Consider the following 22,656-nt stretch of genomic DNA (forward strand, 5'->3'; position numbering starts at 1 on the left):
TCGGTGGGCAGGAGAATATGTCTTGCGGTATCGTCCCCACTTATACCTGAAACGCGCCCATCCGTCTGCCGCCCCAACGCCATGTCAACGCCCTCTTTGCTTGCCCCCGCTCTTGCCTGGTCCGGCCACTTGCGCCGCCGCCTGGACGCCCATCCCGATCTGGCCGCATGGCTGGCGGATGCCGTGCAGCAGCCCGTCACCGCCGCCAGGATGGCCCAATGGCAATCTGAACTGGCCGGGCCCGACGCGCCGTCCACCCTGCCGCTGGACACCTGCCGGATGGTGCTGCGCAAATTGCGCGAACGCGTGTTCAGCGTATTGATCGTGCGCGACCTGTCCGGCCAGGCCGACCTTGAAGAAGTGGTCGGCGCAATGACCACGTTGGCCGACATCGCGGTGGCGCAAGCCTACCGCAGCGTGGCCACCGAACTGGCCGCGGTACACGGCGTGCCGCGCGACCCCGCCACCGGCAAGCCGCAGGAAATGCTGATCGTCGGCATGGGCAAGCTGGGCGGCTGCGAGCTGAACGTGTCTTCCGACATCGACCTCATCATGCTGTATGGCGAAGAAGGCGAAACGGATGGCCCGCGCCGCATCAGCCATCACGAGTTCTACGGCCGGCTGACGCGGCGCATGATGCCGGTGATTTCGGAAGTGGACGCCAATGGCCAGGTCTTCCGCACCGACCTGCGGCTGCGCCCCGACGGTGACGCCGGCCCGCTCGCCTGGAGCCTGGACGCGCTTGAACACTACCTGATCGGCCAGGGCCGCGAATGGGAACGCTATGCCTGGCTGAAGGCCCGCCTGATGCCCGCGCAAGCGTTTGAAGGCAGCGACAGCAGCGCGCAAGCCCGCCAACTGGAAAGCCTGCGCGTGCCGTTCGTCTATCGAAAATACTTCGACTTTGATGCGCTGGCAGCCTTGCGCGCGCTGCGCGAACGCATCCGTCAGGACTGGCAGCGCCGCGCCATGGCGCGCAACGGCATCGACAGCGCAAACAACATCAAGCTGGGCGACGGCGGCATCCGCGAAATCGAATTCGTGGTGCAGCTTGCCCAACTGATCCGAGGCGGCCGCATGCCCGCCCTGCAAAAGCGTGGCCTGCTGGAAGCCTTGCATGCCGAGCGCCTGGCGGGGCTGGTGCCCGAGGAAGACGCGCGCCGTCTCGAAGAGGCCTACCGCTACCTGCGCCGCACCGAACATGCCTTGCAGTATCGCGAAGACGAGCAAACCCACCTGCTGCCGGGCGACCCCGCGCAGCGCGCCGCACTGGCCGCCGCGCTGGGCATGAGCCCGGACGACTTTGAAAGTACGCTGGCCGCGCACCGCAAGTTCGTGTCGCAGACCTTCCGCAACGTCTTCCGCATGGTCGGCATGGGCGACGCGGAAGACACCGGCTCTTCCGCCGAAGCGGCCAACGACACCGACGAGTCGGGCAGCGAGTGCGAGCTTGCCGAGCAGATCCGGCAGGCCTTTGGCGACGAGGCCCAGGACCTGCTGCGACGTACCGAAACGCTGCTGGGCAGCCATCGGGTACGCAGCCTGCCCGAGAGCAGCCGCCGCCGCATGGAAGCCCTGCTGCCGGCCGCCTTGCGCGCGGCTCGGCAGACATCGGCACCGCTGAATGCCGCCGTGCGCCTGTTTGATCTGATCGAAAAAATTGTCCAGCGCAGCGCCTATCTGGCGCTGCTGGCCGAATACCCGGACACGCTGGCGCGCGTGGCGCGGATGGTGGCGGCCAGCCCCTGGGCCGCCCAGTACCTGACGCAGCATCCGCTGCTGCTGGACAGCCTGATCGACTGGCGCACGCTGTTCGAACCGCTGGACTTCGCCCAGATCGCGCGCCAACTCAGCGCCGACCTGGACGCTTGCCGCCTGCCTGATGGCGCCCCCGACGTCGAGCGGCAGATGAACCTGATGCGCGACGTGCAGCGGCAGGCCAGCTTCCAACTGCTGGCGCAGGATCTGGAAGGCGAGCTCACGGTGGAAAAGCTGGCGGACCAGTTGTCGGCGCTTGCAGACCTGCTGCTGACCGAGACCATTCACCGCGCCTGGCCGCTGGTGAACAAGGTGGAGGGCGCCCCGCCGCGCTTCGCCGTCATCGCCTACGGCAAGCTGGGCGGCAAGGAACTGGGCTATGCGTCCGATCTGGACCTGGTGTTCCTGTTCGACGATCCGCGTGAAGATGCCGCCGAGGTCTACGCCAAGCTCGGCCGCCGCATGACGTCCTGGCTGTCCACGATGACTTCGTCGGGCCGGCTGTACGAGGTGGATCTGCGCCTGCGGCCGGACGGCGACGCCGGCCTGCTGGCCGTTTCCGTCGAAGCCTTCGAGCAATATCAGCACAAGCACGCCTGGGCCTGGGAACATCAGGCGCTGACACGCGCCCGCCACGCCGCGGGCGATGCCCAGGTGGGCGCCCGCTTCGAGCAGATCCGCGAAGCGATTCTGGTGCAGCCCCGCGACCCCGCCGCGTTGCGGGACGAGGTGCTGGCGATGCGCGAAAAAATCAACGCCGGCCATCCCAACACCAGCCAGCAGTTTGACCTGAAGCATGACCGTGGCGGCATGGTCGACGTGGAATTCGTGACGCAGTACCTGGTGCTGTGCTACGCGGCCACGCACCCCGTGTTCGTGAAAAACCTGGGCAACATCACCTTGCTGCGCCTAGCGGGCGAAGCCGGCCTGATCGCCCCCGAACTGGCGGCGCGCGCCGCCGACGCCTACCGCACCTTGCGCCGCGTGCAGCACGAGATGCGCATGCAGGGCGTGGAAAAAGCACGGGTGGGACCGGAACAACTGGTGACCGAACGCGCGGCGGTGCGTGAACTCTGGGAAGCGGTGCTGGGAAGCGGCGCTACGGAGCAGAGCTAGGGGCAGCGCTTGGGCCCCCGGCCCGGCGGCCCCCAACTCGCGGTAAAATAAGGAGTTTTCCGCCTTTTTGCCCGCACGCTAGCCATGTCCGAACTCGTCCGCCCCAAGCTTGATCTTCCCGCCGGCCGCGGCAAAGTGCTGATGCACTCGTGCTGCGCGCCCTGTTCCGGCGAGGTCATGGAAGCCATGACGGCTTCCGGCATCGACTACGCGATCTACTTCTACAATCCGAACATCCATCCGGTCAAAGAGTACGAGATCCGCAAGCAGGAAAACATCCGCTTCGCCGAACAGCACGGCATCGAGTTCATCGACGCCGACTACGACATGGACAACTGGTTCGACCGCGTCAAGGGCATGGAAGACGCCCCCGAACGCGGCGAGCGCTGCACCGCCTGCTTTGACATGCGCTTTGAGCGCACCGCGCTGTACGCGCACGAACACGGTTTTGACACCATCACCAGCTCGCTAGGCATCTCGCGCTGGAAAGACATGAACCAGATCAACGGCTGCGGCGAACGCGCGGCGGCCCGCTACGATGACCTGATCTACTGGACCTACAACTGGCGCAAAGGCGGCGGTTCGGCCCGCATGATCGAGATCAGCAAGCGCGAGAACTTCTACCAGCAGGAATATTGCGGCTGCGTGTATTCGCTGCGCGACACCAACCGCCACCGCCGCGCGCAAGGGCGCGACCGCATCCATATCGGCGTGAAGTTCTACGGCAAGGAAGACCTGATCAACGAAGAGCAGCTCTGATCACAGCGCTGCGTTTGCGTTCTTTTCAGGCGGGACCGGCGCCAGGAGCCCTAGCGCTCCTGGCGCCGGTATTCGGATGGCGATGCCCCGAAGCGCTTGCGAAATGCATGGCTGAATCGCGCCGCGTCTGAAAACCCATAGCGGTAGGCAATATCGCCAATTTGCCGCGCCGCCTGCGTCGTATCGCGCAACACGTCGCGACAGCGCTCAAGCCGGGCGCCAAGAATGAAGTCAGCGGGCGTGGTGGATGCCAGCGCGAACAGGTTGTACAGGTAGCGGCGCGACATCCGGAATGCCGCCGCGGCGGACGCCGGCGACAAGGCCGGATCGTGCAGGTTTTCAAGAATATGCTGCTGCACGCGGCGCAACTGCGCATGCTTCAAACCGGCCTGATCCTGCTCGGCCAGCCCTCCCGCCCGTTCGCTGATATCCAGCCCCATCATCTGCAGCACGGCATTGGCCGCGTCGCGCGCGGCGCTTTCCGACAAATGGGCATGCTCGCCCAAGGCCACGCGCAACAGGTCCATGGCCATGCGGCCACAACCCTGCCGCGCACTGAAGCTGCGCGCCACGGCGTTTTGCATATGCGGTTGCCATGTTTCGGCATGCTTGCCCGGCACCTGCATCACCAGAAAGTGCGCCCCCTCGTCAACATCAACCTCGTAGGGACGCGTGGTGTCGTAGATGCTCCATTCCCCCGGCATCAGCAAGGCCGTGCGATTGGATTGGCGGATTTCGCTGCGGCCCGCCAGTTGCAGCGTGACCTTGTAGCCGGCCTCTTCGGACCGCCCTGCCAGCAGCTTGCTGCGGCGCACGCGCTGCGCGCTGCTACGCAGTTCGCTGACGTGCATCCAGCCCAGTGAATCCACCGCCACGCTATTACGAAAACGCGCTGGGGACACCGCCGACACTTCCAAGGGCACGAAGGTGCTGCTGATGCTTTCCTGCCAACTGGCGCAGTCCAGGAAATGCCTGGGCGGACTGTGCAAAAGCGATGATGACATGGCGACTCCGGCGTCTCGAAACGGCGTGCCTTTTGTGCCTTGAACGGCAAGCCCTGCGGCACAACTACAGCGTTGAATGGAATGCTGCCTCTTTCTAGCACCGCGCTTGGGCAGGGAATATCCGTGACAACCCCTAAGTTCTTGCCGGGCTAGGGTTTTCTGTCGCTGCCGTAAGAATATGCAGACAAGCTGAAGCCCATGGACGACAGTTTGTTGGCCAGATCATGGCGCACCGGCACCACGTCGTCGTACCGACGCGGGCGCGCCACCGCCACTTCGGCTTCGGTATAGGGCGCAAAATCGGCCGGCAATTGCGCGGCGCTGAACTCCGTCAGCACCCAGTTCAGCACGGCCGCCAGCTCGGCATTGCTGAGCTGCGAATGGGCGGCGCCCGGCACGCGGATCAGGTATTCGCGGCCCGCGGGCAAATGCACGAACGCGCCCACCGACTGGCGAAAATCTGGAATGCCATGCGGGTTGCTGCCCCGACCGTCCACGCGATGGCATCCCGCGCATTGCAGGACGTAGTCGGCGCGCACGGCCTGCCGCAGGCGGGCGGTCGTGGACGCATCGTCCGCCGCCGCCTGCCCCGCAACCAGCAGCAGGACTGCAACCCCGGCAACCCAGGGCCGCCGACGTCCCGGCACTTGCCGTTTGCCACCTGGCCTCATGGCTTGGCCGGCGCCTTGAGCTGGGGTTTGGCCAAGCCCACGATCACCGACGTGGTGCAGTGGAAGATCGAGGATTCGTTGGACATGCACCAGTTCACGTCGTTGTGCAGGAACATCTGATAGCCCGGACGTTCACGTTCAGCCGCCGCGCACATGCACTTGCCGCACGCCGTCTTGCCGCAGCAGTCGTTGTAGCTGATGAGGTAGTCCTTGCCGTCCAGGGGGTTGTGGCACGTGCCCACCCACGATACGGCCGATGGCGAGGTGCCGGGCGGGCACGACGTCATGCTGCCGCCGCAGCACGAACACAAAAAGCCGTCCACCGCGCAGTAGCGCCAGTAATCGCAAGCCGTGTCGTCCATTTGCGGCTTCTTGCCGGCCGCGGGCGCCGACCGTGCCACCGGCAGCACCGGCATCAGGAAGGCCGTGCCGACCAACAGTTTGCCGATGCGGTTCAGCACACTGCGACGCGACGTAGCGTGCGCAACCGAGCGCGTGGCGCGCTCTCCAAGTTTATCCAGCCAGTGCATTGCCGCTCTCCTTGCGGGAAATCCGGGTCTCGTCCAGCGTGCTTGCGGCCAGGAAATCCTGCACCGACGCCACGCCCAGTTCCTTGGCCGTGAACAGGCTTTCCAACTGCTCGCGGGAATTGATCAGGCCCTTGGCGCGCAAGGTGCCCGTCTCGTCCAGCAGCACCGCATAGGGCAGCTTGCTGATCTGAAACTTCATGCCCAGCTCGGTGGACAGCAAGTACGGAAAGCGCTCCAGCCCGGCCTGCTTATAGAACGCCAAATGCTCGGGCATGTCGCCGTCGCTGGCCAACACGATGCGCAACCACGCACTTTCAGTATTGGCGACCGACTTCAGGATAGGCAGCAGTTTTTTGCACACCGGGCAGGTTGGCGACAGGAAAAACAGCAACTGGCTGTGCTGCCCGCGTTCACCGATCGTGATGCGGCGCCCAAGCAGATCAGGCAAGGCAAAGCGCGGCGCGGCCTCGCCCACGGCAGGGCCTTTGTCCATGGTCAGCGCGCCCATCGGCGCCACCCGCTCGTACAACACGCCGATCTGCCGGGACAGCGCCAGGATGACCAGCACCAGGCACAGCACCACGCCCCACAGCAGAAAATTGGAAATGATCAAGGCATCCATATGAAACTCCTTCAAAGATTCCGCAGCTTGAGATGCGAGGCCAACAAGTGATTGGCGGTGAAGTACAGGCCCACGGCGGTCATCGCCAGGCCGAACACGGCGGCGGCATCCGCCCCTTGCAGGCTGCGCGCTTGCCCCGCCAGGGAAGCAAGGGCTGGCATTGCCCAAAGCGCCAGGACGCCGTTGCGCAGCACCAGCCACCAGGACAAGCCCGTTTGCGCGCCGCCCGCTGCGCGCGAAGCCGGCCCGCCGCAACCGCAATCAATGTCGCGATGCCCGCGCGCCAGGTTGTACGCAAGCGCCAAGGTCGCCACGGCCAGCACCCCCAACGCCAACAGAGCGCCCGCGGCTTGCTGCCCGGGTATCAGCAGCAACACACCCGCCGCCAGCTCAGCCAGCACGTAGCCGCGCGCAAACACGCCGCTGAAGCTTGACGGCAGGATGTCGTAGGCCGACACCGCTGCCGAGAACGCCGCCACATCCTTCATTTTTTCCAGCGCGCCCAACAGCAGCACGCAGGCCAGCGCGGCGCTCGCGCCATAGAACAGGACGGGATCGTTCATGGCGCCCCCTTGAACGGCTGCGGCTCGACCTGCAACGCGGTTTCGCCCGCTGCCTGGATGGTGGTCTTGAATACTGGTGCGGCCGGCGCGGCGTCAAAGACGCTGACGTTGCCGCCGTCGATGGTGAACAGGCGCGGCTTGTCGTCCTGCGACACCGACATCGACAGCGCGCCTTTGCCTGGTACGCGCGCCACGCGCTTGCGCGATTCCAGGTCATAGACCCAGATTTCGGCGGCGGGCGTTTTGTGCGTGCCTTCCGCGCCATTCGGATGCATGCCCACGTACAGCCGCTTCAACGCACGGTTGACGGCCAGCAGGTTGTAGCCGCCCGGCCGCCAGCCCTGGTCCTTACCGGAGGCGTCCAGCAGCGACCATGGCTTGCCGAAACTGACTTCCTTGCCGCTGAAGTCGGCGGTGTAGACGTTGCCGTTGTAGGACACAAAGTAGAAGGTGTCGCCCAGGTTCTCGGTGTGCGTGAAGATGGGATCTTTTTCCAGGTCGAACATTGGCTGGCTGCGATGCTGGGCGGCGGGCTTGCCGGCCGCGTCCAGGTCGATGGTCAGCAGCGCGCCGTCGCCGCATATCGTGGTGAAACTGCGCGGGCGCGAAGGCAGCGGAATGACGCTCCAGCACCCGGCCGCGGCGGTGATCTCGTCGGCGAACTGGCGCGTCTTCACGTCCACCACGGTGACGGACGTGGCGGGCGTGGCATTCTGCACGAAGAGCAGTTCGCCATCGGTGCTTTGGCGCAGATAGTTGCGGTAGTTCAGTGCTTGCGCGCGCTTTTGCGGAATGGGCACCTCGTACTTGGGCGTCAAGGTTTCGGCGTCCCAGGCTTCGATGACGTCGGTGCGCTTGCCGCGATTGAGTCGCTCGTAATAGGTCGTCATGACATAGATGTCGCGGCCGTCGGACGACACCGTCATGTGGCCGTTGAACGAAGTCGGCACCAGCCCCAGGAATTTGCCGGTATCGCCGTCATAGATGTTGACCCGGCTGTCGACCAGGTGGTTGAAGGCCGCGTCCATGACGTACAGCCGGTGCGCCGTGGCGGGGGGCAAGCGGGTGCCGCCCTTGAGTTCCTCTATGGGCAAGTCTGCCCAGGCTAGGCCCGAAGCGTTTGCCAACGCAGCGCACAGCGCCCACCGGCCTGCCCGCAACGCTCGTGATCTGGCTCGAAGCGCAATCATCGATATTCTCCTGGTCTCATGATCCGATTCCCTAGAATGCGTAGACATAGCGCAGTTGCACGCCACGCATTCGCGGCCCGTTCTCGACCTTCAGGTCGTGGATGTACTGCATTTGAATCTGGTTGGCGTCGTTGAGCTGGTGCGTCAGTTCAAGCGCCACCTGGTGATTGCGGGCCCGGGTGGCCACCGTTTCCCCCGATGCGGTTTCGCGCCCGCCCGTCTCGTAGCGGTAGCGGATGCCTGTGTAGGTGTCCGGGGTAAGGTTGGTCGAGGCCAGCGCAAAGAAGCGAAACGACGGGTCTTTCTTCAAGGTCTGGCCGTACCAGTCGGTGTTGCGGCCGTAGATTTCCACTTCGGCGATCGCTTCAAGAAAGGTGGATTCGCCCACCCCTTTGACGAAGGAAAAGTCCTGAATGGTTGACCATCGATTCTTGCCGGGCGACACGTCGGGCCGCGAACCGTCGTAGCGGCCCACCGGCGCCACGATGAAGGGCTCCCAGGCGAACCAGGTCTTGGTCTGCTCGTTGTTGTAGAGCCAGATTGCCGAGCCCAGCGTCACATCGCCGATGCCGGTTTGATGATCGCCGGGCATGCCCGGCAAATCCAGCGACGTGCGGTACATGGGCACGATGAATTCCAGTTGCACCGTCTTGCCGTAGAAATCACGGTAGTGCATCTGGCGATAAACCAGCGCGTTCACGTCTACCGACGCATCGTCGACCCGCTTGCCCTCCGAGTACAACCCGGACGAGCGCAGGCCCGCCAGATAGCCCGCCACGATATTGGTGCCCACCGGCGCGGGGATCCAGTCGCGCGCGCTGGGGTCACCCGCCCACGCCGGCTGTAATGCGCCCGCCCCTGCCAGCGCCAGCGCGGCGCCCACCCGGGCGCGGCCGTATGTCTTGCCTGCCATCCATTTCCCCTTGGTTGTCGCGAACGCGCCGCCGCCGGTATGCCCCGGCTTGGTCAGCGCTGCCCGCCGTACTAATACGCGATGCAAACAGACTTCTTCTCTAGATACATCTCAAGCACGGCCCGGCCATGTTCGCGGCCGACGCCGGATTGCTTGAAGCCGCCAAACGGCATGTTCGGATCCAGCATGTTGTGGGTGTTGACCCAGACCGTGCCCGCATCGATGCGCGGGATCAGGCGTTGGACGCGGGTCAGGTCGTTGCTCCAGATGCTGGCGCCCAGGCCGAAGGCGCTGTCGTTGGCCAGGCGCACGGCATCGTCCAGGCTGTCGAAGGGCTGCGCGACGACGACGGGTCCGAAAATCTCTTCCTGTGCGATGCGGGCTTGTTGCGGCACGTCCGCGAACACCGTGGGCCGCACGAAATAGCCTTCCCCGTCGCCGGCCACGCCGCCCGCCAGCACGCGGCCCCCTTCGGCCCGGCCGATGCCGATGTAGTCCATGACGCGCTGCTGGTGCCGCGCCGAGATCAGCGGACCAATCTGCGTGGCCGGGTCGAAACCCGACCCCAAGCTCATGCCGGCGGCCACGTCGGCCAGCCCCTGCACGACTTTGTCGTAGAGCCCCCGTTGCACATACAGGCGCGAGCCGGCCGTGCACACTTGGCCCTGGTTGAAGAAGATGGCCGCGGCGGTGCCCTGCACGGCGCGGTCGACGTCGCAGTCGTCCAGCACGATCACGGGAGACTTGCCACCCAGTTCCAGCGACACCCGTTTCATGTCGTCCATGGCGGCGCGCCCGATCAGCTTGCCCACTTCGGTAGAGCCGGTGAAGGCGATCTTGTCGATGCCCGGATGCGCCACCAACGCGGCGCCGGCCGTTTCGCCACGACCGGTGATGACATTGACGACGCCGGGCGGAAAGCCCGCCTCAAGCACGAGCTCCGCCAGCCGCAAGGCGGTCAAGGGGGTTTCCTCGGCGGGTTTGAGTACCACCGTGCAGCCGGCGGCCAAGGCGGGCGCGATCTTCCACACCGCCATCAGCAACGGGAAGTTCCACGGAATGATGGCGCCCACCACGCCCACCGGTTGCGCCAGCGTATAGGCGCTGTATTGGACGCCAGGCGGGAAAGGAATCGACAGCGACAAGGTATCGCCCGTGATCTTCGTGGCCCAACCCGCCATGTAGCGCAGCCATTGCGCACCGGCGCCCACTTCCAGGCCCTGTGCGATGCCCAGCAATTTGCCGTTGTTCAGGGTTTCCAGGCGCGCCAGTTCGGTGCCGTGCTGTTCCAGCAAGTCAGCCAGCTTGAGCAGCAGGCGTTCACGGCCGGCCGGCAACGTGTCGCGCCACGGCCCGGAGGCAAAAGCGCGCCGCGCGGCTTGCACCGCGAGGTCCACCTGGGCGGGGCCCGCATCGGGTTGATGGGCAATGACGCGGCCCGTGGCCGGGTCGTACACCGGGATAGGCTGGCCCTGCCCATCGTGCACCGGCTTGCCGTCTATCAGCATGAATTCCCGGATGGCGGCCAATTCCGGGCGGTCGGCCGTGGCACATGCGCTTGCTGAAGACATCTGAAAGCTCCAACGAAAAGTGTGGAGCCAGAATAGCAACGGGCTTTATCGCTGGCTTGTCGGGCCGTGCATGGGGATTTGTCATTCTGCGCACGGGGACATGCCAATAAAAAGGCCGGGCAGGTCACGCATTGCGCGCCCTGCCCGGCCCCGTCGCGCGCCCACCTGGGGGCCGCGCGCCAGATGCTGAGGATCAGTCCAGCATCAACACCGTAGCGCCGGTGGTCTTGCGCGATGCCAGCGCGGTCTGTGCTTCGCCGGCCTGCTCCAGGCTGTAGCGCTGGTCGATGCGGACCTTGATCTTCTTCTTCAGGACCAGGTCAAAGACTTCCTTGGACGCAGCTTGCAGCTTTTCCAGGGTGTTCACATGCACGCCCAGCGACGGGCGCGTGACGTACAGGCTGCCCTTCTGGTTCAGCACGGCCAGGTTGACGCCGGCCACGGGGCCGGACGCATTGCCAAAGCTGACCATCAGGCCGCGCGGCTCGATGCAGTCCAGCGAGGTTTCCCAGGTGTCCTTGCCCACGCCGTCATACACCACCGGCACTTTCTTGCCCTTGGTCAGTTCCAGCACGCGCTCGACCACGTTTTCGCGCGAGTAATCGATGGTTTCCCAAGCGCCGTTGGCACGCGCCAGTTCGGCTTTTTCCGGGCTGGACACGGTGCCGATCAGCTTCACGCCAAGCGCCTTGGCCCATTGGCACGCGATCAGGCCCACGCCGCCCGCGGCCGCATGGAACAGAATGGTCTCACCGCCTTGCAGGCGGTAGGTCTGGCGGAACAGGTACTGCACCGTCAGGCCCTTGAGCATCAGCGCGGCGGCCTCGTCAAAACCAATACCCTTGGGCACGGTGACCACTTGATTGGCCGGCACGTTGCGGGCCTTGGCGTAGGCGCCGATGGGGCTTTGGCCATACGCCACACGGTCGCCCTTCTTCAGGTGCTTGACGTCGGCGCCAACGGCCGTGACCACGCCCGCGGCTTCGAAACCCAGGCCGTGCGGCAGCGGATGCGGGTACAAGCCCGTGCGGAAATAGATATCGATGAAATTCAGGCCGGCGGCGTGCTGTTCAATCGTGACTTCATTGGCGGCGGGCGGCGGAACTTCCACGTCAACCAGCTTCAGGACTTCAGGACCACCGTGCTGCTCAATACGAATTGCCTTGACGAGATTGCTGGCCATGCTGGCCTCCTTTCAATGGAAATGATGCGAATAAATCGGGAAAACCAGGCTTTAACGCGACGGCGGTTCCGCCGCGCGCTTTGCGTCGGATACCGGCCTGCCGGCGCCGCCGCCCATCAAGGCGAACACGCCGGTCAACACCAGCGCGGTTCCCGCCAACTGCCACAAGGTAATGGGCTCGTCCAGGAACCACGACGCCAGAAACAGCACGGACACCGGCCCCACCATGCCCAGCAATGATGCCGTGGGCGCGCCAATCAGCGACACCGCCCACATCAGCATGAAGACCGGCACCACGGTGTTCAGCGTGGCGTGGATCACGGAATACCCATAAACACCCGCCGGCTGGATCAGCATCGACGGCGGGTGAATCACGAAAAACTGGATGATGCAGGCCACGCACGAAACCAGCATGGCGTAGGCCACCAAGCGCGTCGGACCGACCCGCTTGATCAATTCGCCGGAGCAAATCAGGTAGACAGAATAGCTTGCCGCCGAGCCAAAAACGAACAAAGACCCTAACAGCACCTCGCCCCCGCCGCCAAAGGACAGGTCATGGGCAAACACCAGCACCACACCGGCATACGACAACACCATGGCCAGCCATTGCCGGCGCTCAATGGGACGCTTGAACCAGAACGCGGACAGCAGCACGACCAGCGACGGCGACAGGAACAGGATCAGCCGTTCCAGGCTGGCGGTGATGTAGCGCAGGCCCAGGAAGTCCAGGAAGCTGGACAGGTAGTAGCCCAACAGCCCCAGCACGATGACCTGGATGCGCTCTTTGCTTGTCATCGTCACGATCTCGCCGCGCGCGGCCCGACGTGACTGATGCCAGGCCACCGCCGCGAAGAAGGGCATCGCAAACAGCATGCGAAAGGCGATCAGCGTGACCGCGTCGATGCCATAACGGTAGGTGAACTTGACCACGATCGCCTTGGCCGAAAACAGCACCGCGCCAAGCATTGCCATAAGAATTCCGGCCGCGCGGCCGGACGGAAGTGAGGATGGCAAAAGCTTGGCGATACGATTCATGCGATGATTTTAGATTCAGTGCAATCCTCTTTGCACGCTTAAACATCGCTTTTTGGCATCGACACCCTCTGGCATGACCCGACATCGCGCTCTGACCTACATCCACATTGCCGCCGTGCTTTTCGGCCTGACCGGCGTTTTCGGGGAATTGATACAAGCCAGCGCCGCCGTCATCACGTTGGGCCGGGCGGTGTTCGCGGTGATCTCGCTGGGCATTTTCGCCCGCATGCGCCGCAAGCCGCTGCTGGGCGTGCTGACACCCGCGCAGCTATTCGTGCTGGTGCTTGCCGGCGCCTTGCTGGCGGCGCACTGGGTCACGTTCTTCATTTCGGTCAAGGTGGGCGGCATCGCCATCGCCACGCTGGGTTTCGCCAGCTTTCCCGCATTCATCACGCTGTTCGAAGGCCTGCTCTTCCGTGAACGCATTCGCGCGGCCGAATGGATGTTGCTGGGCCTGGTCACCGCCGGGCTCATCCTGGTGACGCCGTCGTTCGACCTGGCCGACCAGGGCACCATCGGTCTGGCGTGGGGCCTGCTGTCCGGGCTGACCTTTGCCCTGCTGGCGTTGAGCAACCGGCGCTCGGCCTCCGGCATGGACCCGATGCAGGTGGCGTGCTGGCAAAACGTGGTGGTGGCGCTGGTAATGGTGCCGTTCGCCATCGGCCAGGTGCCCGCCCTGCCCGCGCTGGACTGGTTCTGGCTGGCCTTGCTGGGCATCTTCTGCACGGGCCTGTCGCACTATCTGTTCGTGTCCAGCCTGACCCGGCTGAACGCCCGCAGCGCCGGCTTGGTGATTGCCCTGGAACCGGTGTACGCCATCGCCTTCGCGTGGTTGCTGTTCAGCCAGGAACCGACGCCCCGCATGATTGCCGGCGCCGCGTTGATCGTGGCGGCGATCGTCTGGTCAGGCTTGCGTAAAGGGGTGGTAGAGGCGGAAATACCGGTAAATTAGCAGCCTTGACAATAACTGACTAGGCAGTAAAATTCGCCGCATGAATGCCGAAACTGCCCCGCCTGACGCCGACTCCCCCGTCCACTATCGCAACGACCACCGTTGCATGGGGGAAGAGAACGCAGGCTACCTCATCAAGCTGGTCTATCACTCCCTGACCCGGATGCTGGACCAGGAAATGGCGCCGTTGGACCTGACCGCCATGCAATGGCGCCCGCTGGCCATGGTCTTCCTGGGCCGCGCCGACACCCCCGCCGAGCTGGCTCGTCTCAATGACATGGACACTGGCGCCATGACCCGCGCGCTTGACCGTCTTGAGGCTAAAGGCCTGCTGCGCCGCAGTCGCAGCCTGGAAGACCGCCGCGTCGTAAAGATCGAACTGACCGAGCTGGGTGAGGCCAAGGCCCGTGAAATTCCCCCCACCATCGCCCGCGCGCTGAACCACCACCTGCGTGGTTTTTCTGCCGACGAAGTCACCCAGTTGATGCACTTCATGCGCCGGATGATAGCCAACGGCTCGGCCTCCGGCACCGCGCCCGAGCGCTGACGCCCCTTTCCCGCCCCGCTCCGCCTCACTCGCGCATGGGGTTTTATTTGGCATAATATTTGCCTAGGCAAATACAGATCAATCAACTACTTTCAGCAAACAGTCAGGATGAAACGCCTTCTTTCTACCGTATTGGTGCTTGCCCTGAGCGGCTGCGCACTGATGGAACCCGGGCCCGAACCCGTCGTAGCACTGGATGCGGCCAAGCTGGGATTGACCGCTCACGACACCGCCTGGCCCAACACGCAATGGTGGCAACGCTACGGCGACGCGCAACTCAACGCGCTGATGGACGAAGCACTGGCCAACAGCCCGTCGATGAGCGCGGCGCAAGCGCGCTTGGCCAAGGCCAACGCCGCCGTCAGCACCGCGCGCGCCCCGCTAATGCCCCGCGTGGATGCCGATTACTCGCTGACGCGCGAACATTTGTCGTCCGACTACATCTACCCGGCGCCCCTGGGCGGCAGCGTCGTCAGCGATAACCGGCTGGCGCTGGACTTCAGCTATGAGCTGGACTTCTGGGGCAAGAACCGATCACGCCTGAAGTCGGCCGTGTCGGAGCGCGAGGCCGCCACCGCCGACGCGCAAGCCGCGCGCAACATGCTGGCCAGCGCGACGGTACGGGCCTACCTGAACCTGCAGAACGCCTTCGCGCAGCGCGATGTGCTCAAGCGGGTGATCGCGCAACGCGCCGATGTCTTGTCCTTGACGCAAGGCCGCTACAGCGCCGGCCTGGATACGCAGGTGGAAGTGAAGCAGGCGGAATCGTCGCTGGCTGCCGGCCAGGTGGAACTGACGCAAACGGAAACGACACAGGCGCAGTTGCGCAATCAGGTCGCGGCGCTGGCCGGCGCCGGCCCGCAGCGCGGCCAATCGCTGGTTGCGGTGGACTTGACCGCGCCCGCGGGCGTCGTGCCCACGGCCATTCCGCTGGACCTGCTGGGCCATCGCCCCGACGTCGTGGCCTCGCGCTGGCGCGCCGAAGCCGCTCGCAGCGCCATCGACACCGCCAAAGCGGAGTTCTACCCCAACGTCAACCTGACCGCGTTTGCAGGCTTCCAGGCATTGGGCACGGGCAACCTGCTGGGCGCCGCGGCGCGCACGGCGGGCTTTGGGCCGGCCGTCACGCTGCCCATCTTCCATGGCGGCGAACTAAACGCCAACCTGGCCGGGCGCCGCGCCGACGCCGATCTGGCCGTGTCGGACTACAACCAGGCCGTGCTGGACGCCGTGCACCAAGTCGCCGACGCGCTGGACGGCCTGCGCTTGCTGGAACAGGAACGCGCCCAACAGCGCCAGGCCCGCACCGCCATCGAAGCCGCCTACGAGCTGGCCGTGAACCGCTACAAGGCCGGACTGGGCAACTACATCACCGTGCTCATCGCGCAAACCGGCGTGCTGACCCAGGCCCGGCTGGATACCGATCTGCGTATCCGCGCCTATCAGCTGGACGCCAACCTGGCCAATGCGCTGGGCGGCGGCTACACCCCGCCGCCACAGACGGACACCGCGCACACCGCGCAGTCCGCTGCCGCTACGAACCCCATTCATTGAACGATCCCCGGATTCAGACGTCATGAACGCTGCCACCCCCACCGCCAACCCCGCCCGCAAACGCCTCTTGCTGATCGCGACCGGCGTCTTCATTCTCATCGCCATCGCGTATGGCATCTGGTGGGTGCTTTTCGGCGCCCACTTCGAAAGCACCGACGATGCCTACGTGCACGGCAACCTGGTGCAGATCACGCCGCAGGTACCCGGTACTGTCGTGGCCATCGAAGCCGACGATACCGAGACCGTCGCAGCCGGCCAGCCGCTGGTGCGCCTGGACCCCGCTGATACCGACGTGGCGCTGCAACAAGCGCAGGCCAGGCTGGCCCAGATGGTGCGCCAGGTCCGCACTTATTACGTTCAGAACGATGCGCTGGCCGCCGATGTCGACCTGCGCCGTGCCGACATTCTGCGCGCGCAGGCCGAACTGACCCGCGCGCAAAGCGACGTCAGCCGCCGCCAGCAACTGGCCAAGTCCGGAGGCGTCAGCGGTGAAGAGATCCTGCACGCGGAAGCCGCGCTGAAGTCGGCGCAATCCGGCCTGGCCCAAGCCCGCGCCGCCTTGGCCGCGTCGCAAGCCAAACTGGTGACCAACCAGGCGCTGACGCAGGGCACCACGGTGGCCAATCATCCCGATGTGCTCCAGGCCGCCGCCGGCCTGCGCAATGCCTGGCTGGCGCAATCGCGTACCGTGCTGCCCGCGCCGGTGGGCGGCGTGATCGCGCGCCGCAGCGTGCAGGTTGGCCAGCGGGTAGCCCCGGGCAACGCGCTGATGACGGTGGTGCCGCTGGACCAGGTCTGGGTGGAAGCCAACTTCAAGGAAGGCCAACTGCGCAAGATGCGCATCGGCCAGCCGGTCAAGATGGTGGCCGACCTGTACGGCAGTTCGGTCGTTTACCACGGCAAGGTCGCCGGGCTGGATGCGGGTACCGGCAGCGCCTTTGCGCTCTTGCCCGCCCAGAACGCCACCGGCAACTGGATCAAGGTGGTGCAGCGCGTGCCCGTGCGCATCCTGCTCAACCCCGAAGACCTGAAGTCACATCCCTTGCGCGTCGGCCTGTCGATGGACGTGGAAGTGGATGTGGGCCAGCAGGATGGCGAAGCGCTGACACAAGCCGTGCGCAGCGAACCGGCCTGGTCGACGCGCGCCTTTGAACCGGCACACGATGATGTCGACGCCATGATCAAGAAGATCATCGCAGACAACCTCGCATCATGAGCACCACCGCCCAGCCCGCGGGCGCTGGCGCGCCCCCCGTAGAACCCGCCCGCCCAGCGGGCACCTACCCGCCGTTGGAAGGCGCGGCCCGCATCATCGGGTCCATCGCGCTATCCACCGCGGTGTTCATGAACGTGCTGGACACGTCGATTGCGAACGTGTCCATCCCCACCATCTCGGGCGATCTGGGCGTCAGCACCAGCCAGGGCACGTGGGTCATCACGTCGTTCGCCGTGGCCAACGCCATCACGGTGCCGCTGACGGGCTGGCTCACGCAGCGCTTTGGGCAGGTGCGCCTGTTCCTGATTTCCACGCTGCTGTTCGTGCTGGCGTCATGGCTGTGCGGCTTTGCGCCGTCGCTGGAAGCGCTGATCGCGTTTCGCGTGTTGCAGGGCGCGGTGGCCGGGCCGATGATCCCGCTGTCGCAAACGTTGATGCTTGCCAGCTTTCCGAAGTCCAAGGCGGGCATGGCGCTGGCCGTCTGGTCCATGACCACGCTGGTGGCGCCCGTGGCGGGTCCCTTGCTGGGCGGCTGGATTTCAGACAACTACACCTGGCCATGGATCTTCTACATCAACGTGCCGGTGGGCCTCCTGGCCGCCTGGATCAGTTGGCGCATCTATGGCAACCGCGAATCCATGACCCGCAAGCTGCCCATCGACAAGCTGGGCCTGATGCTGCTGGTGGTCTGGGTTGGCGCCTTGCAGATCATGCTGGACAAGGGCAAGGAACTGGACTGGTTCGCCAGCCCCACCATCATTGCGCTGGCGGCAATTGCTTTCGTGGCCTTCGTATTCTTCCTGATCTGGGAACTGACCGATGCCCACCCCGTCGTGGACCTGCGCCTGTTCAAGGAACGCAACTTCACCGTCGGCGCGCTGACGCTGGCGGTGGCCTACGGCGTGTTCTTCGGCAACGTGGTGCTGCTGCCGCTGTGGCTGCAAAGCAATATGGGCTACACCGCCACCTACGCCGGCCTGGTGACGGCGCCGGTTGGCCTGCTGGCCATCCTGCTGACCCCCATCGTGGGCAAGATGCTGGCCACGCGAGACCCGCGCCAGATCGTGACGGTTGCGTTCCTGATCTTCGCGCTGGTGTGCTTCATGCGGGCGGGCTTCAACACCCAGACTGACGTGCGCACGCTCATGTTGCCGACCATCATCCAGGGCGCGGCCATGGCGGCGTTCTTCGTACCGCTGACGTCCATCACGCTGTCCGGCATCGAACCATGGCGCATTCCCGCGGCATCGGGCCTGTCGAACTTCCTGCGGTTGACGGCGGGCGCATTCGGCACCTCGATCGCTACAACGCTATGGGAAAACCGCGCCACGCTGCATCACTCGCAATTGACCGAGGTCGCCAAGCCCGGCCAGCAAGCATTCGACCACACCATGAACGCCCTGCAGAACGGCTTGGGCATGTCGCATCAACAAGCCTTGAGCATGGTGGACGGCCTGGTCAATACGCAAGCGTTCACGATGTCGGCGGTGGACGTGTTCTTTGCCTCGGCCATCATCTTCCTGATGCTGACGGGCCTGGTCTGGTTCGCGCGGCCCCGCTCCAGCAAGGCGGGCGGTGGGGGTGCGGCCGAAGCCGCGGCGGGCGCGCACTGACGCGGGGAATCAGGGCGCGCTATGCGCGTCCTCTTTCAAAAATGCTTGCCAATCAAGCCGCTCGAGGATGTCGGGCGACAAGGCGCTGACGGGCGACAGATTGAACACCGACACGCCGCGCGCCCGCCATTGCTCGGCGGCAAAGCGGAACGACGGTTCGATCAAATGCGTAAAGTTGCGAGTCAAGCGACTGGTTTGGGGGCGATCGCCTTCGCCATAAAAACGCAGCCCGTTCTGTACCGTAAGGTCCAGTCCGTGCACATAAACCTGCTTCGCGCCCCCCGACACCAACACCTGCAAGGCCGCATAGGCCACCGTGTCGGCGTCGAACACGCCTAGCGACGCATCAAAGCTATAGCCCAGGCCCAGCTTGGCATCCAGCAATTGCACGTCCGGCGTGGCCGCGGCAATTCGCTTGAGCACCGCGGGCGCCGCGCTGCGCTGATAGGCGCGTTCGGAAATCATTTCAATCACGCAGATGCGGCAGCGGATCTGGTCTTGCGCAATGCCCTGCATGATGTAGCGCAGCACTTCCGGAAACACATACAGCGTCAGGTCGCGCGAGACGATCTCACGGACCAGTTCAATGCGTTCCCGCACAAAATTCTGGTCGATGATGCAGTAGTACTTGAATGGCAGGTCGAACTTGCGCGCCAGCGCAATGGCGCCATTCACGCCCATGGCCACGCGAATATCCAGCTGATCGTAGGGAATCTGCGCGACCGACGGGCCGCTCAGAATCAAGTGCACCGTTTCATCGGCGCGATCGTAGCCCTGGGCCAGCGGCGTCAATGGCAGCGATCGGCCAAAGGCGCGAAAGCCGCTGATGACGCCCGTGCGGTCTCGCCAGATCCGCACGAATGGCCACAAATGCTGGTTATGCCGTTGCGTGCGCGAACGCAGCAAACGAAACAGCTTGCGCACAAAGCGGTCGGCCCGGCCACCGCCCACGTGGGCGGTGGAGGTAGAAGACATTGAATGTTCCATCGACTAGCCTGTATGGCCGCCCCCGCTCAATGCGCTTACCCGGCCGAGATCAGCGACGCAATGGCGTTGCCGACATCGACGGTCGATGCGCTGCCCTTCATGTCCCGCGTGCGAGGTCCGTCCGCCAGCACGGTTTCAATCGCTTTCACCACCGCGGCCGAGGCCTCGGGGTAACCCAGGAAATCAAGCATCAATGCGCCGCTCCAGATCTGCCCGATCGGGTTGGCGATGCCCTTGCCATAGATATCCGGCGCCGAGCCGTGCACCGGTTCGAACAGCGACGGAAACTTGCGCTCGGGGTTCAGGTTGGCGGACGGAGCAATGCCAATCGTGCCCGTGCATGCCGGCCCCAGGTCGGAAAGAATGTCGCCGAACAGGTTGGAAGCCACCACCACGTCGAACCAATCCGGATGCTGCACGAAGTGCGCGCACAGGATATCGATGTGATATTTGTCCCAGCGCACGTCCGGATAGTTCCCGGCCATGTCGGCAACCCGCTCGTCCCACCAGGGCATCGAAATCGAGATGCCGTTGGACTTGGTGGCGGCCGTCAGGTGCTTGCCACGCTTTTGGGCCAGCTCGAATGCAAACTTCAACACACGATCGGCGCCAATGCGCGTGAACACGCTTTCCTGAATGACGACCTCACGATCGGTGCCTTCGAACAGGCGGCCGCCGCTGTTGGAGTATTCGCCTTCGGTGTTTTCACGGACGATGAAGAAATCAATGTCGCCGGGCTTGCGGTCGGCCAGCGGCGACGGCACGCCAGGCATCAGGCGAACCGGTCGCAAATTGATGTATTGATCAAATTCGCGACGGAATTTGAACAGCGAGCCCCACAGCGCCTCGTGGTCCGGCACCGTGGCGGGCCAGCCGATCGAGCCGAAGAAAATCGCTTCGTGTTGCCCGATCTGCGCCTTCCAGTCGTCCGGCATCATCTTGCCGTGCTGAGCGTAATAGTCGCAACTCCAGTCGAAATGATCCCACTGAAATTCGATGCCGAAGCGCGTCGCCACGGCGTCCAGCACTTTCAGCCCTTCCGGCACGACTTCCTTGCCAATACCGTCTCCTGGAATCACTGCAATCTTGTGTTTCTTAGCCACCACGTTTGTCCTTAAGGTTTCCTTTGATAGACCGCCCAGAATCATAGGCATAAACGGCCGCGACGCAACACCCCCCGTTACAAAACGGGGGGGATGCGTCCTGCCAGTGGACAGGTGGCGTCAGCGACGGGTTTTGGAGCCCAGCAGCGATCCCAGAATGCCGCGCGTCAATTCACGCGCAATTGAACGGGCCGTGCTTTTGGCCATGGTTTGGACGACGCCGTCGCGCTTGCCCCCGCGAGGGCCGGTCGATCCGAACAGCACGTCTTTCAAGCTGCCCATCAAGCCGCCATCGGAAGATTCGGCGGGCGTCTCGCCTTTGGATTCCGCAGGCGTGCCGCTGGGAGCATCGGCCGGCACGGCGGCGCGCCCAGCCAGGATTTCGTAGGCGGATTCCCGGTCAACCGCCTTCTCGTACTTGGCGGCCATCGGACTGCCCTGGCGCAACGCCTGGCGCTCGGCGTCCGTCGCCGGGCCGATGCGGCTGGCCGGCGGCATCACGTAGGCGCGTTCTGTCGGCATCGGACGGCCCTTGGCGTCCAGCAGTGAAATCAGCGCCTCGCCCACCCCAAGTTCGGTAATGGCCGCTTCGATGTCCAGGCCCGGATTCGGGCGCATTGTCTGCGCGGCGGTCTTGACGGCCTTCTGGTCGCGCGGGGTGAAAGCCCGCAAGGCATGCTGGACGCGGTTGCCCAGTTGCCCCAACACGGTGTCAGGAATGTCCAGCGGATTCTGGGTCACGAAATAAACGCCAACGCCCTTGGAGCGCACCAGGCGCACCACCTGTTCGATCTTGTTCAGCAGCGCGGGCGGCGCGTCGTTGAAGAGCAGGTGCGCTTCATCGAAAAAGAAAACCAGCTTGGGCTGGTCCATGTCGCCCACTTCGGGCAGCTTTTCATAGAGGTCGGCCAAGAGCCACAGCAGGAAAATCGCGTACAGCCGCGGCGCCTGCATCAGTTTGTCCGCGGCCAGCACGTTGACCATGCCGCGCCCCTGGGCATCGGTGCGCATCAGGTCGGCCACGTCCAGCATGGGTTCGCCGAAGAATTGCTCGGCGCCCTGCGATTCCAGCGCCAGCAAGCCGCGCTGGATGGCGCCCACGCTGGCGGAGGACACATTACCGTAGCGGGTCTTGAGCTCGGCCGAACGGTCCGCCACGTTTTGCAGCATGGCGCGCAGGTCTTTCAGGTCAAGCAGCAGTTGGCCTTCATCGTCGGCCACCTTGAATACCAGGCTCAGGACCCCTTCTTGCGTGTCGTTCAGTTCCAGGATGCGCGACAGCAGCAGTGGCCCCATATCGGTAATGGTGGCCCGCACCGGCAGGCCCTGCTCACCAAACACGTCCCAGAGCGTGACGGGGCTGGCGCCCCACGCGGGTTCGTCCAGGCCCAGGCTTTTCAGCCGCTCGGCCAACTTGGGGCTGGCCACCCCGGCTTGCGATATACCGGTCAGGTCGCCCTTCACGTCAGCCATGAACACCGGCGTGCCGATGCGTGAAAACGATTCGGCCAGCACTTGCAGGGTGACGGTCTTGCCGGTGCCCGTGGCCCCGGTAATGCACCCGTGCCGGTTGGCCAAAGCGGGTAACAGGGCCAGTTCGGTCTGCGCGTTCTTCGCAATGACGATGGGATTGGGCATGGGCAACGCTCCGGACCAGGAAGGCAAAAGGATGGCCAAGTGTAGAGCCTGCCGTGGGGCTTGTGCGCGTGGCAATATCGACACAGGCGTGGCCACGCCGGGGCGCTATGGCCGCCGGCACGGTAAAATGC

20 protein-coding genes are annotated in these 22,656 nt (G+C 64.6%); 7 read left to right on the top strand and 13 right to left on the bottom strand.

Annotated elements, in window-relative coordinates; translation table 11 throughout:
• Nucleotides 1-81 precede the first annotated feature (81 nt).
• Complete coding sequence (gene glnE, locus M2361_RS28815) at nucleotides 82-2,874, top strand: bifunctional [glutamate--ammonia ligase]-adenylyl-L-tyrosine phosphorylase/[glutamate--ammonia-ligase] adenylyltransferase (RefSeq protein WP_259253183.1); 2,793 nt, start codon at nucleotides 82-84, stop codon at nucleotides 2,872-2,874.
• Between the two features lie 84 nt (nucleotides 2,875-2,958).
• Nucleotides 2,959-3,633 (top strand): epoxyqueuosine reductase QueH, encoded by a 675-nt coding sequence (locus tag M2361_RS28820; RefSeq protein WP_259253184.1) that lies wholly within the window; start codon nucleotides 2,959-2,961, stop codon nucleotides 3,631-3,633.
• A 50-nt stretch (nucleotides 3,634-3,683) separates the two neighbouring features.
• Here M2361_RS28820 and M2361_RS28825 read toward each other — a convergent pair whose 3' ends face one another.
• The 10 genes from M2361_RS28825 to M2361_RS28870 all read right to left on the bottom strand — a co-directional run bounded on the left by M2361_RS28825 (nucleotide 3,684) and on the right by M2361_RS28870 (nucleotide 12,915).
• Nucleotides 3,684-4,637, bottom strand: coding sequence for a helix-turn-helix domain-containing protein (locus M2361_RS28825; RefSeq protein WP_259253185.1), 954 nt, complete (start codon nucleotides 4,635-4,637; stop codon nucleotides 3,684-3,686).
• A gap of 149 nt (nucleotides 4,638-4,786) precedes the next feature.
• The gene (locus tag M2361_RS28830) at nucleotides 4,787-5,284 is read right to left on the bottom strand and encodes a c-type cytochrome (RefSeq protein WP_404976466.1); all 498 of its coding nucleotides are present in this window, start codon (nucleotides 5,282-5,284) and stop codon (nucleotides 4,787-4,789) included.
• 20 nt (nucleotides 5,285-5,304) lie between these two features.
• Entirely contained in the window at nucleotides 5,305-5,838 is a 534-nt protein-coding gene (locus tag M2361_RS28835) for a methylamine dehydrogenase light chain (RefSeq protein ID WP_259253186.1), read from the bottom strand.
• Entirely contained in the window at nucleotides 5,822-6,460 is a 639-nt protein-coding gene (gene mauD / locus M2361_RS28840; protein WP_259253187.1) for a methylamine dehydrogenase accessory protein MauD, read from the bottom strand. Before mauD ends, M2361_RS28835 begins: the two co-directional genes overlap by 17 nt.
• A gap of 11 nt (nucleotides 6,461-6,471) precedes the next feature.
• On the bottom strand, nucleotides 6,472-7,023 hold the full coding sequence (locus M2361_RS28845; protein ID WP_259253188.1) for a MauE/DoxX family redox-associated membrane protein: 552 nt from the start codon (nucleotides 7,021-7,023) through the stop codon (nucleotides 6,472-6,474).
• A complete protein-coding gene (locus tag M2361_RS28850) occupies nucleotides 7,020-8,213 on the bottom strand; it encodes an amine dehydrogenase large subunit (RefSeq protein ID WP_404976467.1) in 1,194 nt (397 codons plus the stop codon). Before M2361_RS28850 ends, M2361_RS28845 begins: the two co-directional genes overlap by 4 nt.
• Nucleotides 8,214-8,244: 31 nt before the next feature.
• A complete protein-coding gene (locus tag M2361_RS28855; protein WP_259253190.1) occupies nucleotides 8,245-9,126 on the bottom strand; it encodes a transporter in 882 nt (293 codons plus the stop codon).
• 71 nt (nucleotides 9,127-9,197) lie between these two features.
• Nucleotides 9,198-10,697, bottom strand: coding sequence for a phenylacetaldehyde dehydrogenase StyD (gene styD, locus M2361_RS28860; protein WP_259253191.1), 1,500 nt, complete (start codon nucleotides 10,695-10,697; stop codon nucleotides 9,198-9,200).
• A gap of 193 nt (nucleotides 10,698-10,890) precedes the next feature.
• Nucleotides 10,891-11,880: a quinone oxidoreductase gene (locus M2361_RS28865; protein ID WP_050449071.1), complete on the bottom strand. Its 990-nt coding sequence runs from the start codon at nucleotides 11,878-11,880 to the stop codon at nucleotides 10,891-10,893.
• A gap of 51 nt (nucleotides 11,881-11,931) precedes the next feature.
• A complete protein-coding gene (locus M2361_RS28870; protein WP_100855038.1) occupies nucleotides 11,932-12,915 on the bottom strand; it encodes a DMT family transporter in 984 nt (327 codons plus the stop codon).
• A 73-nt stretch (nucleotides 12,916-12,988) separates the two neighbouring features.
• Between M2361_RS28870 and M2361_RS28875 the strand changes: the two genes are divergently transcribed.
• The 5 genes from M2361_RS28875 to M2361_RS28895 all read left to right on the top strand — a co-directional run bounded on the left by M2361_RS28875 (nucleotide 12,989) and on the right by M2361_RS28895 (nucleotide 18,797).
• Nucleotides 12,989-13,867, top strand: coding sequence for a DMT family transporter (locus tag M2361_RS28875; RefSeq protein ID WP_259253192.1), 879 nt, complete (start codon nucleotides 12,989-12,991; stop codon nucleotides 13,865-13,867).
• Between the two features lie 40 nt (nucleotides 13,868-13,907).
• The gene (locus M2361_RS28880; protein WP_259253193.1) at nucleotides 13,908-14,414 is read left to right on the top strand and encodes a MarR family winged helix-turn-helix transcriptional regulator; all 507 of its coding nucleotides are present in this window, start codon (nucleotides 13,908-13,910) and stop codon (nucleotides 14,412-14,414) included.
• A 108-nt stretch (nucleotides 14,415-14,522) separates the two neighbouring features.
• The gene (locus tag M2361_RS28885; protein WP_259253194.1) at nucleotides 14,523-15,968 is read left to right on the top strand and encodes an efflux transporter outer membrane subunit; all 1,446 of its coding nucleotides are present in this window, start codon (nucleotides 14,523-14,525) and stop codon (nucleotides 15,966-15,968) included.
• A gap of 22 nt (nucleotides 15,969-15,990) precedes the next feature.
• A complete protein-coding gene (locus tag M2361_RS28890) occupies nucleotides 15,991-17,184 on the top strand; it encodes an efflux RND transporter periplasmic adaptor subunit (RefSeq protein ID WP_259253196.1) in 1,194 nt (397 codons plus the stop codon).
• Nucleotides 17,181-18,797 carry a DHA2 family efflux MFS transporter permease subunit gene (locus tag M2361_RS28895; protein ID WP_259253197.1) on the top strand — a complete coding sequence of 539 codons (1,617 nt, stop codon included), beginning with the start codon at nucleotides 17,181-17,183 and terminating at the stop codon, nucleotides 18,795-18,797. The genes M2361_RS28890 and M2361_RS28895 overlap by 4 nt, the downstream gene beginning before the upstream one ends.
• 9 nt (nucleotides 18,798-18,806) lie before the next feature.
• Here the strand turns inward: M2361_RS28895 and M2361_RS28900 are convergent, their stop codons facing one another.
• From M2361_RS28900 to M2361_RS28910, 3 genes are all read right to left on the bottom strand, one after another.
• The gene (locus M2361_RS28900; protein ID WP_404976468.1) at nucleotides 18,807-19,772 is read right to left on the bottom strand and encodes a hypothetical protein; all 966 of its coding nucleotides are present in this window, start codon (nucleotides 19,770-19,772) and stop codon (nucleotides 18,807-18,809) included.
• Between the two features lie 47 nt (nucleotides 19,773-19,819).
• The gene (locus M2361_RS28905; protein WP_259253200.1) at nucleotides 19,820-20,887 is read right to left on the bottom strand and encodes a tartrate dehydrogenase; all 1,068 of its coding nucleotides are present in this window, start codon (nucleotides 20,885-20,887) and stop codon (nucleotides 19,820-19,822) included.
• A 120-nt stretch (nucleotides 20,888-21,007) separates the two neighbouring features.
• Nucleotides 21,008-22,525, bottom strand: a complete 1,518-nt coding sequence (locus M2361_RS28910; RefSeq protein ID WP_259253201.1) for a helicase HerA-like C-terminal domain-containing protein — start codon at nucleotides 22,523-22,525, stop codon at nucleotides 21,008-21,010.
• Nucleotides 22,526-22,656: the final 131 nt, after the last annotated feature.

This window comes from Achromobacter sp. JUb104, from assembly GCF_024806975.1.
In the GTDB taxonomy this organism is placed as follows: Bacteria; Pseudomonadota; Gammaproteobacteria; order Burkholderiales; family Burkholderiaceae_B; genus Achromobacter; species Achromobacter spanius.

Bases quoted from the DNA above. Each gene is read 5' to 3' on its own strand.
- M2361_RS28820 (WP_259253184.1), top strand. From the start codon at position 2,959: ATGTCCGAACTCGTCCGCCCCAAGCTTGATCTTCCCGCCGGCCGCGGC.
- M2361_RS28835 (WP_259253186.1), bottom strand. From the start codon at position 5,838: ATGCACTGGCTGGATAAACTTGGAGAGCGCGCCACGCGCTCGGTTGCG.
- M2361_RS28870 (WP_100855038.1), bottom strand. From the start codon at position 12,915: ATGAATCGTATCGCCAAGCTTTTGCCATCCTCACTTCCGTCCGGCCGC.
- M2361_RS28910 (WP_259253201.1), bottom strand. From the start codon at position 22,525: ATGCCCAATCCCATCGTCATTGCGAAGAACGCGCAGACCGAACTGGCC.
- M2361_RS28895 (WP_259253197.1), top strand. From the start codon at position 17,181: ATGAGCACCACCGCCCAGCCCGCGGGCGCTGGCGCGCCCCCCGTAGAA.
- M2361_RS28855 (WP_259253190.1), bottom strand. From the start codon at position 9,126: ATGGCAGGCAAGACATACGGCCGCGCCCGGGTGGGCGCCGCGCTGGCG.
- M2361_RS28885 (WP_259253194.1), top strand. From the start codon at position 14,523: ATGAAACGCCTTCTTTCTACCGTATTGGTGCTTGCCCTGAGCGGCTGC.
- M2361_RS28825 (WP_259253185.1), bottom strand. From the start codon at position 4,637: ATGTCATCATCGCTTTTGCACAGTCCGCCCAGGCATTTCCTGGACTGC.
- glnE (WP_259253183.1), top strand. From the start codon at position 82: ATGTCAACGCCCTCTTTGCTTGCCCCCGCTCTTGCCTGGTCCGGCCAC.
- styD (WP_259253191.1), bottom strand. From the start codon at position 10,697: ATGTCTTCAGCAAGCGCATGTGCCACGGCCGACCGCCCGGAATTGGCC.
- M2361_RS28850 (WP_404976467.1), bottom strand. From the start codon at position 8,213: ATGATTGCGCTTCGAGCCAGATCACGAGCGTTGCGGGCAGGCCGGTGG.
- M2361_RS28890 (WP_259253196.1), top strand. From the start codon at position 15,991: ATGAACGCTGCCACCCCCACCGCCAACCCCGCCCGCAAACGCCTCTTG.
- M2361_RS28875 (WP_259253192.1), top strand. From the start codon at position 12,989: ATGACCCGACATCGCGCTCTGACCTACATCCACATTGCCGCCGTGCTT.
- M2361_RS28845 (WP_259253188.1), bottom strand. From the start codon at position 7,023: ATGAACGATCCCGTCCTGTTCTATGGCGCGAGCGCCGCGCTGGCCTGC.
- M2361_RS28880 (WP_259253193.1), top strand. From the start codon at position 13,908: ATGAATGCCGAAACTGCCCCGCCTGACGCCGACTCCCCCGTCCACTAT.
- M2361_RS28900 (WP_404976468.1), bottom strand. From the start codon at position 19,772: ATGTCTTCTACCTCCACCGCCCACGTGGGCGGTGGCCGGGCCGACCGC.
- mauD (WP_259253187.1), bottom strand. From the start codon at position 6,460: ATGGATGCCTTGATCATTTCCAATTTTCTGCTGTGGGGCGTGGTGCTG.
- M2361_RS28865 (WP_050449071.1), bottom strand. From the start codon at position 11,880: ATGGCCAGCAATCTCGTCAAGGCAATTCGTATTGAGCAGCACGGTGGT.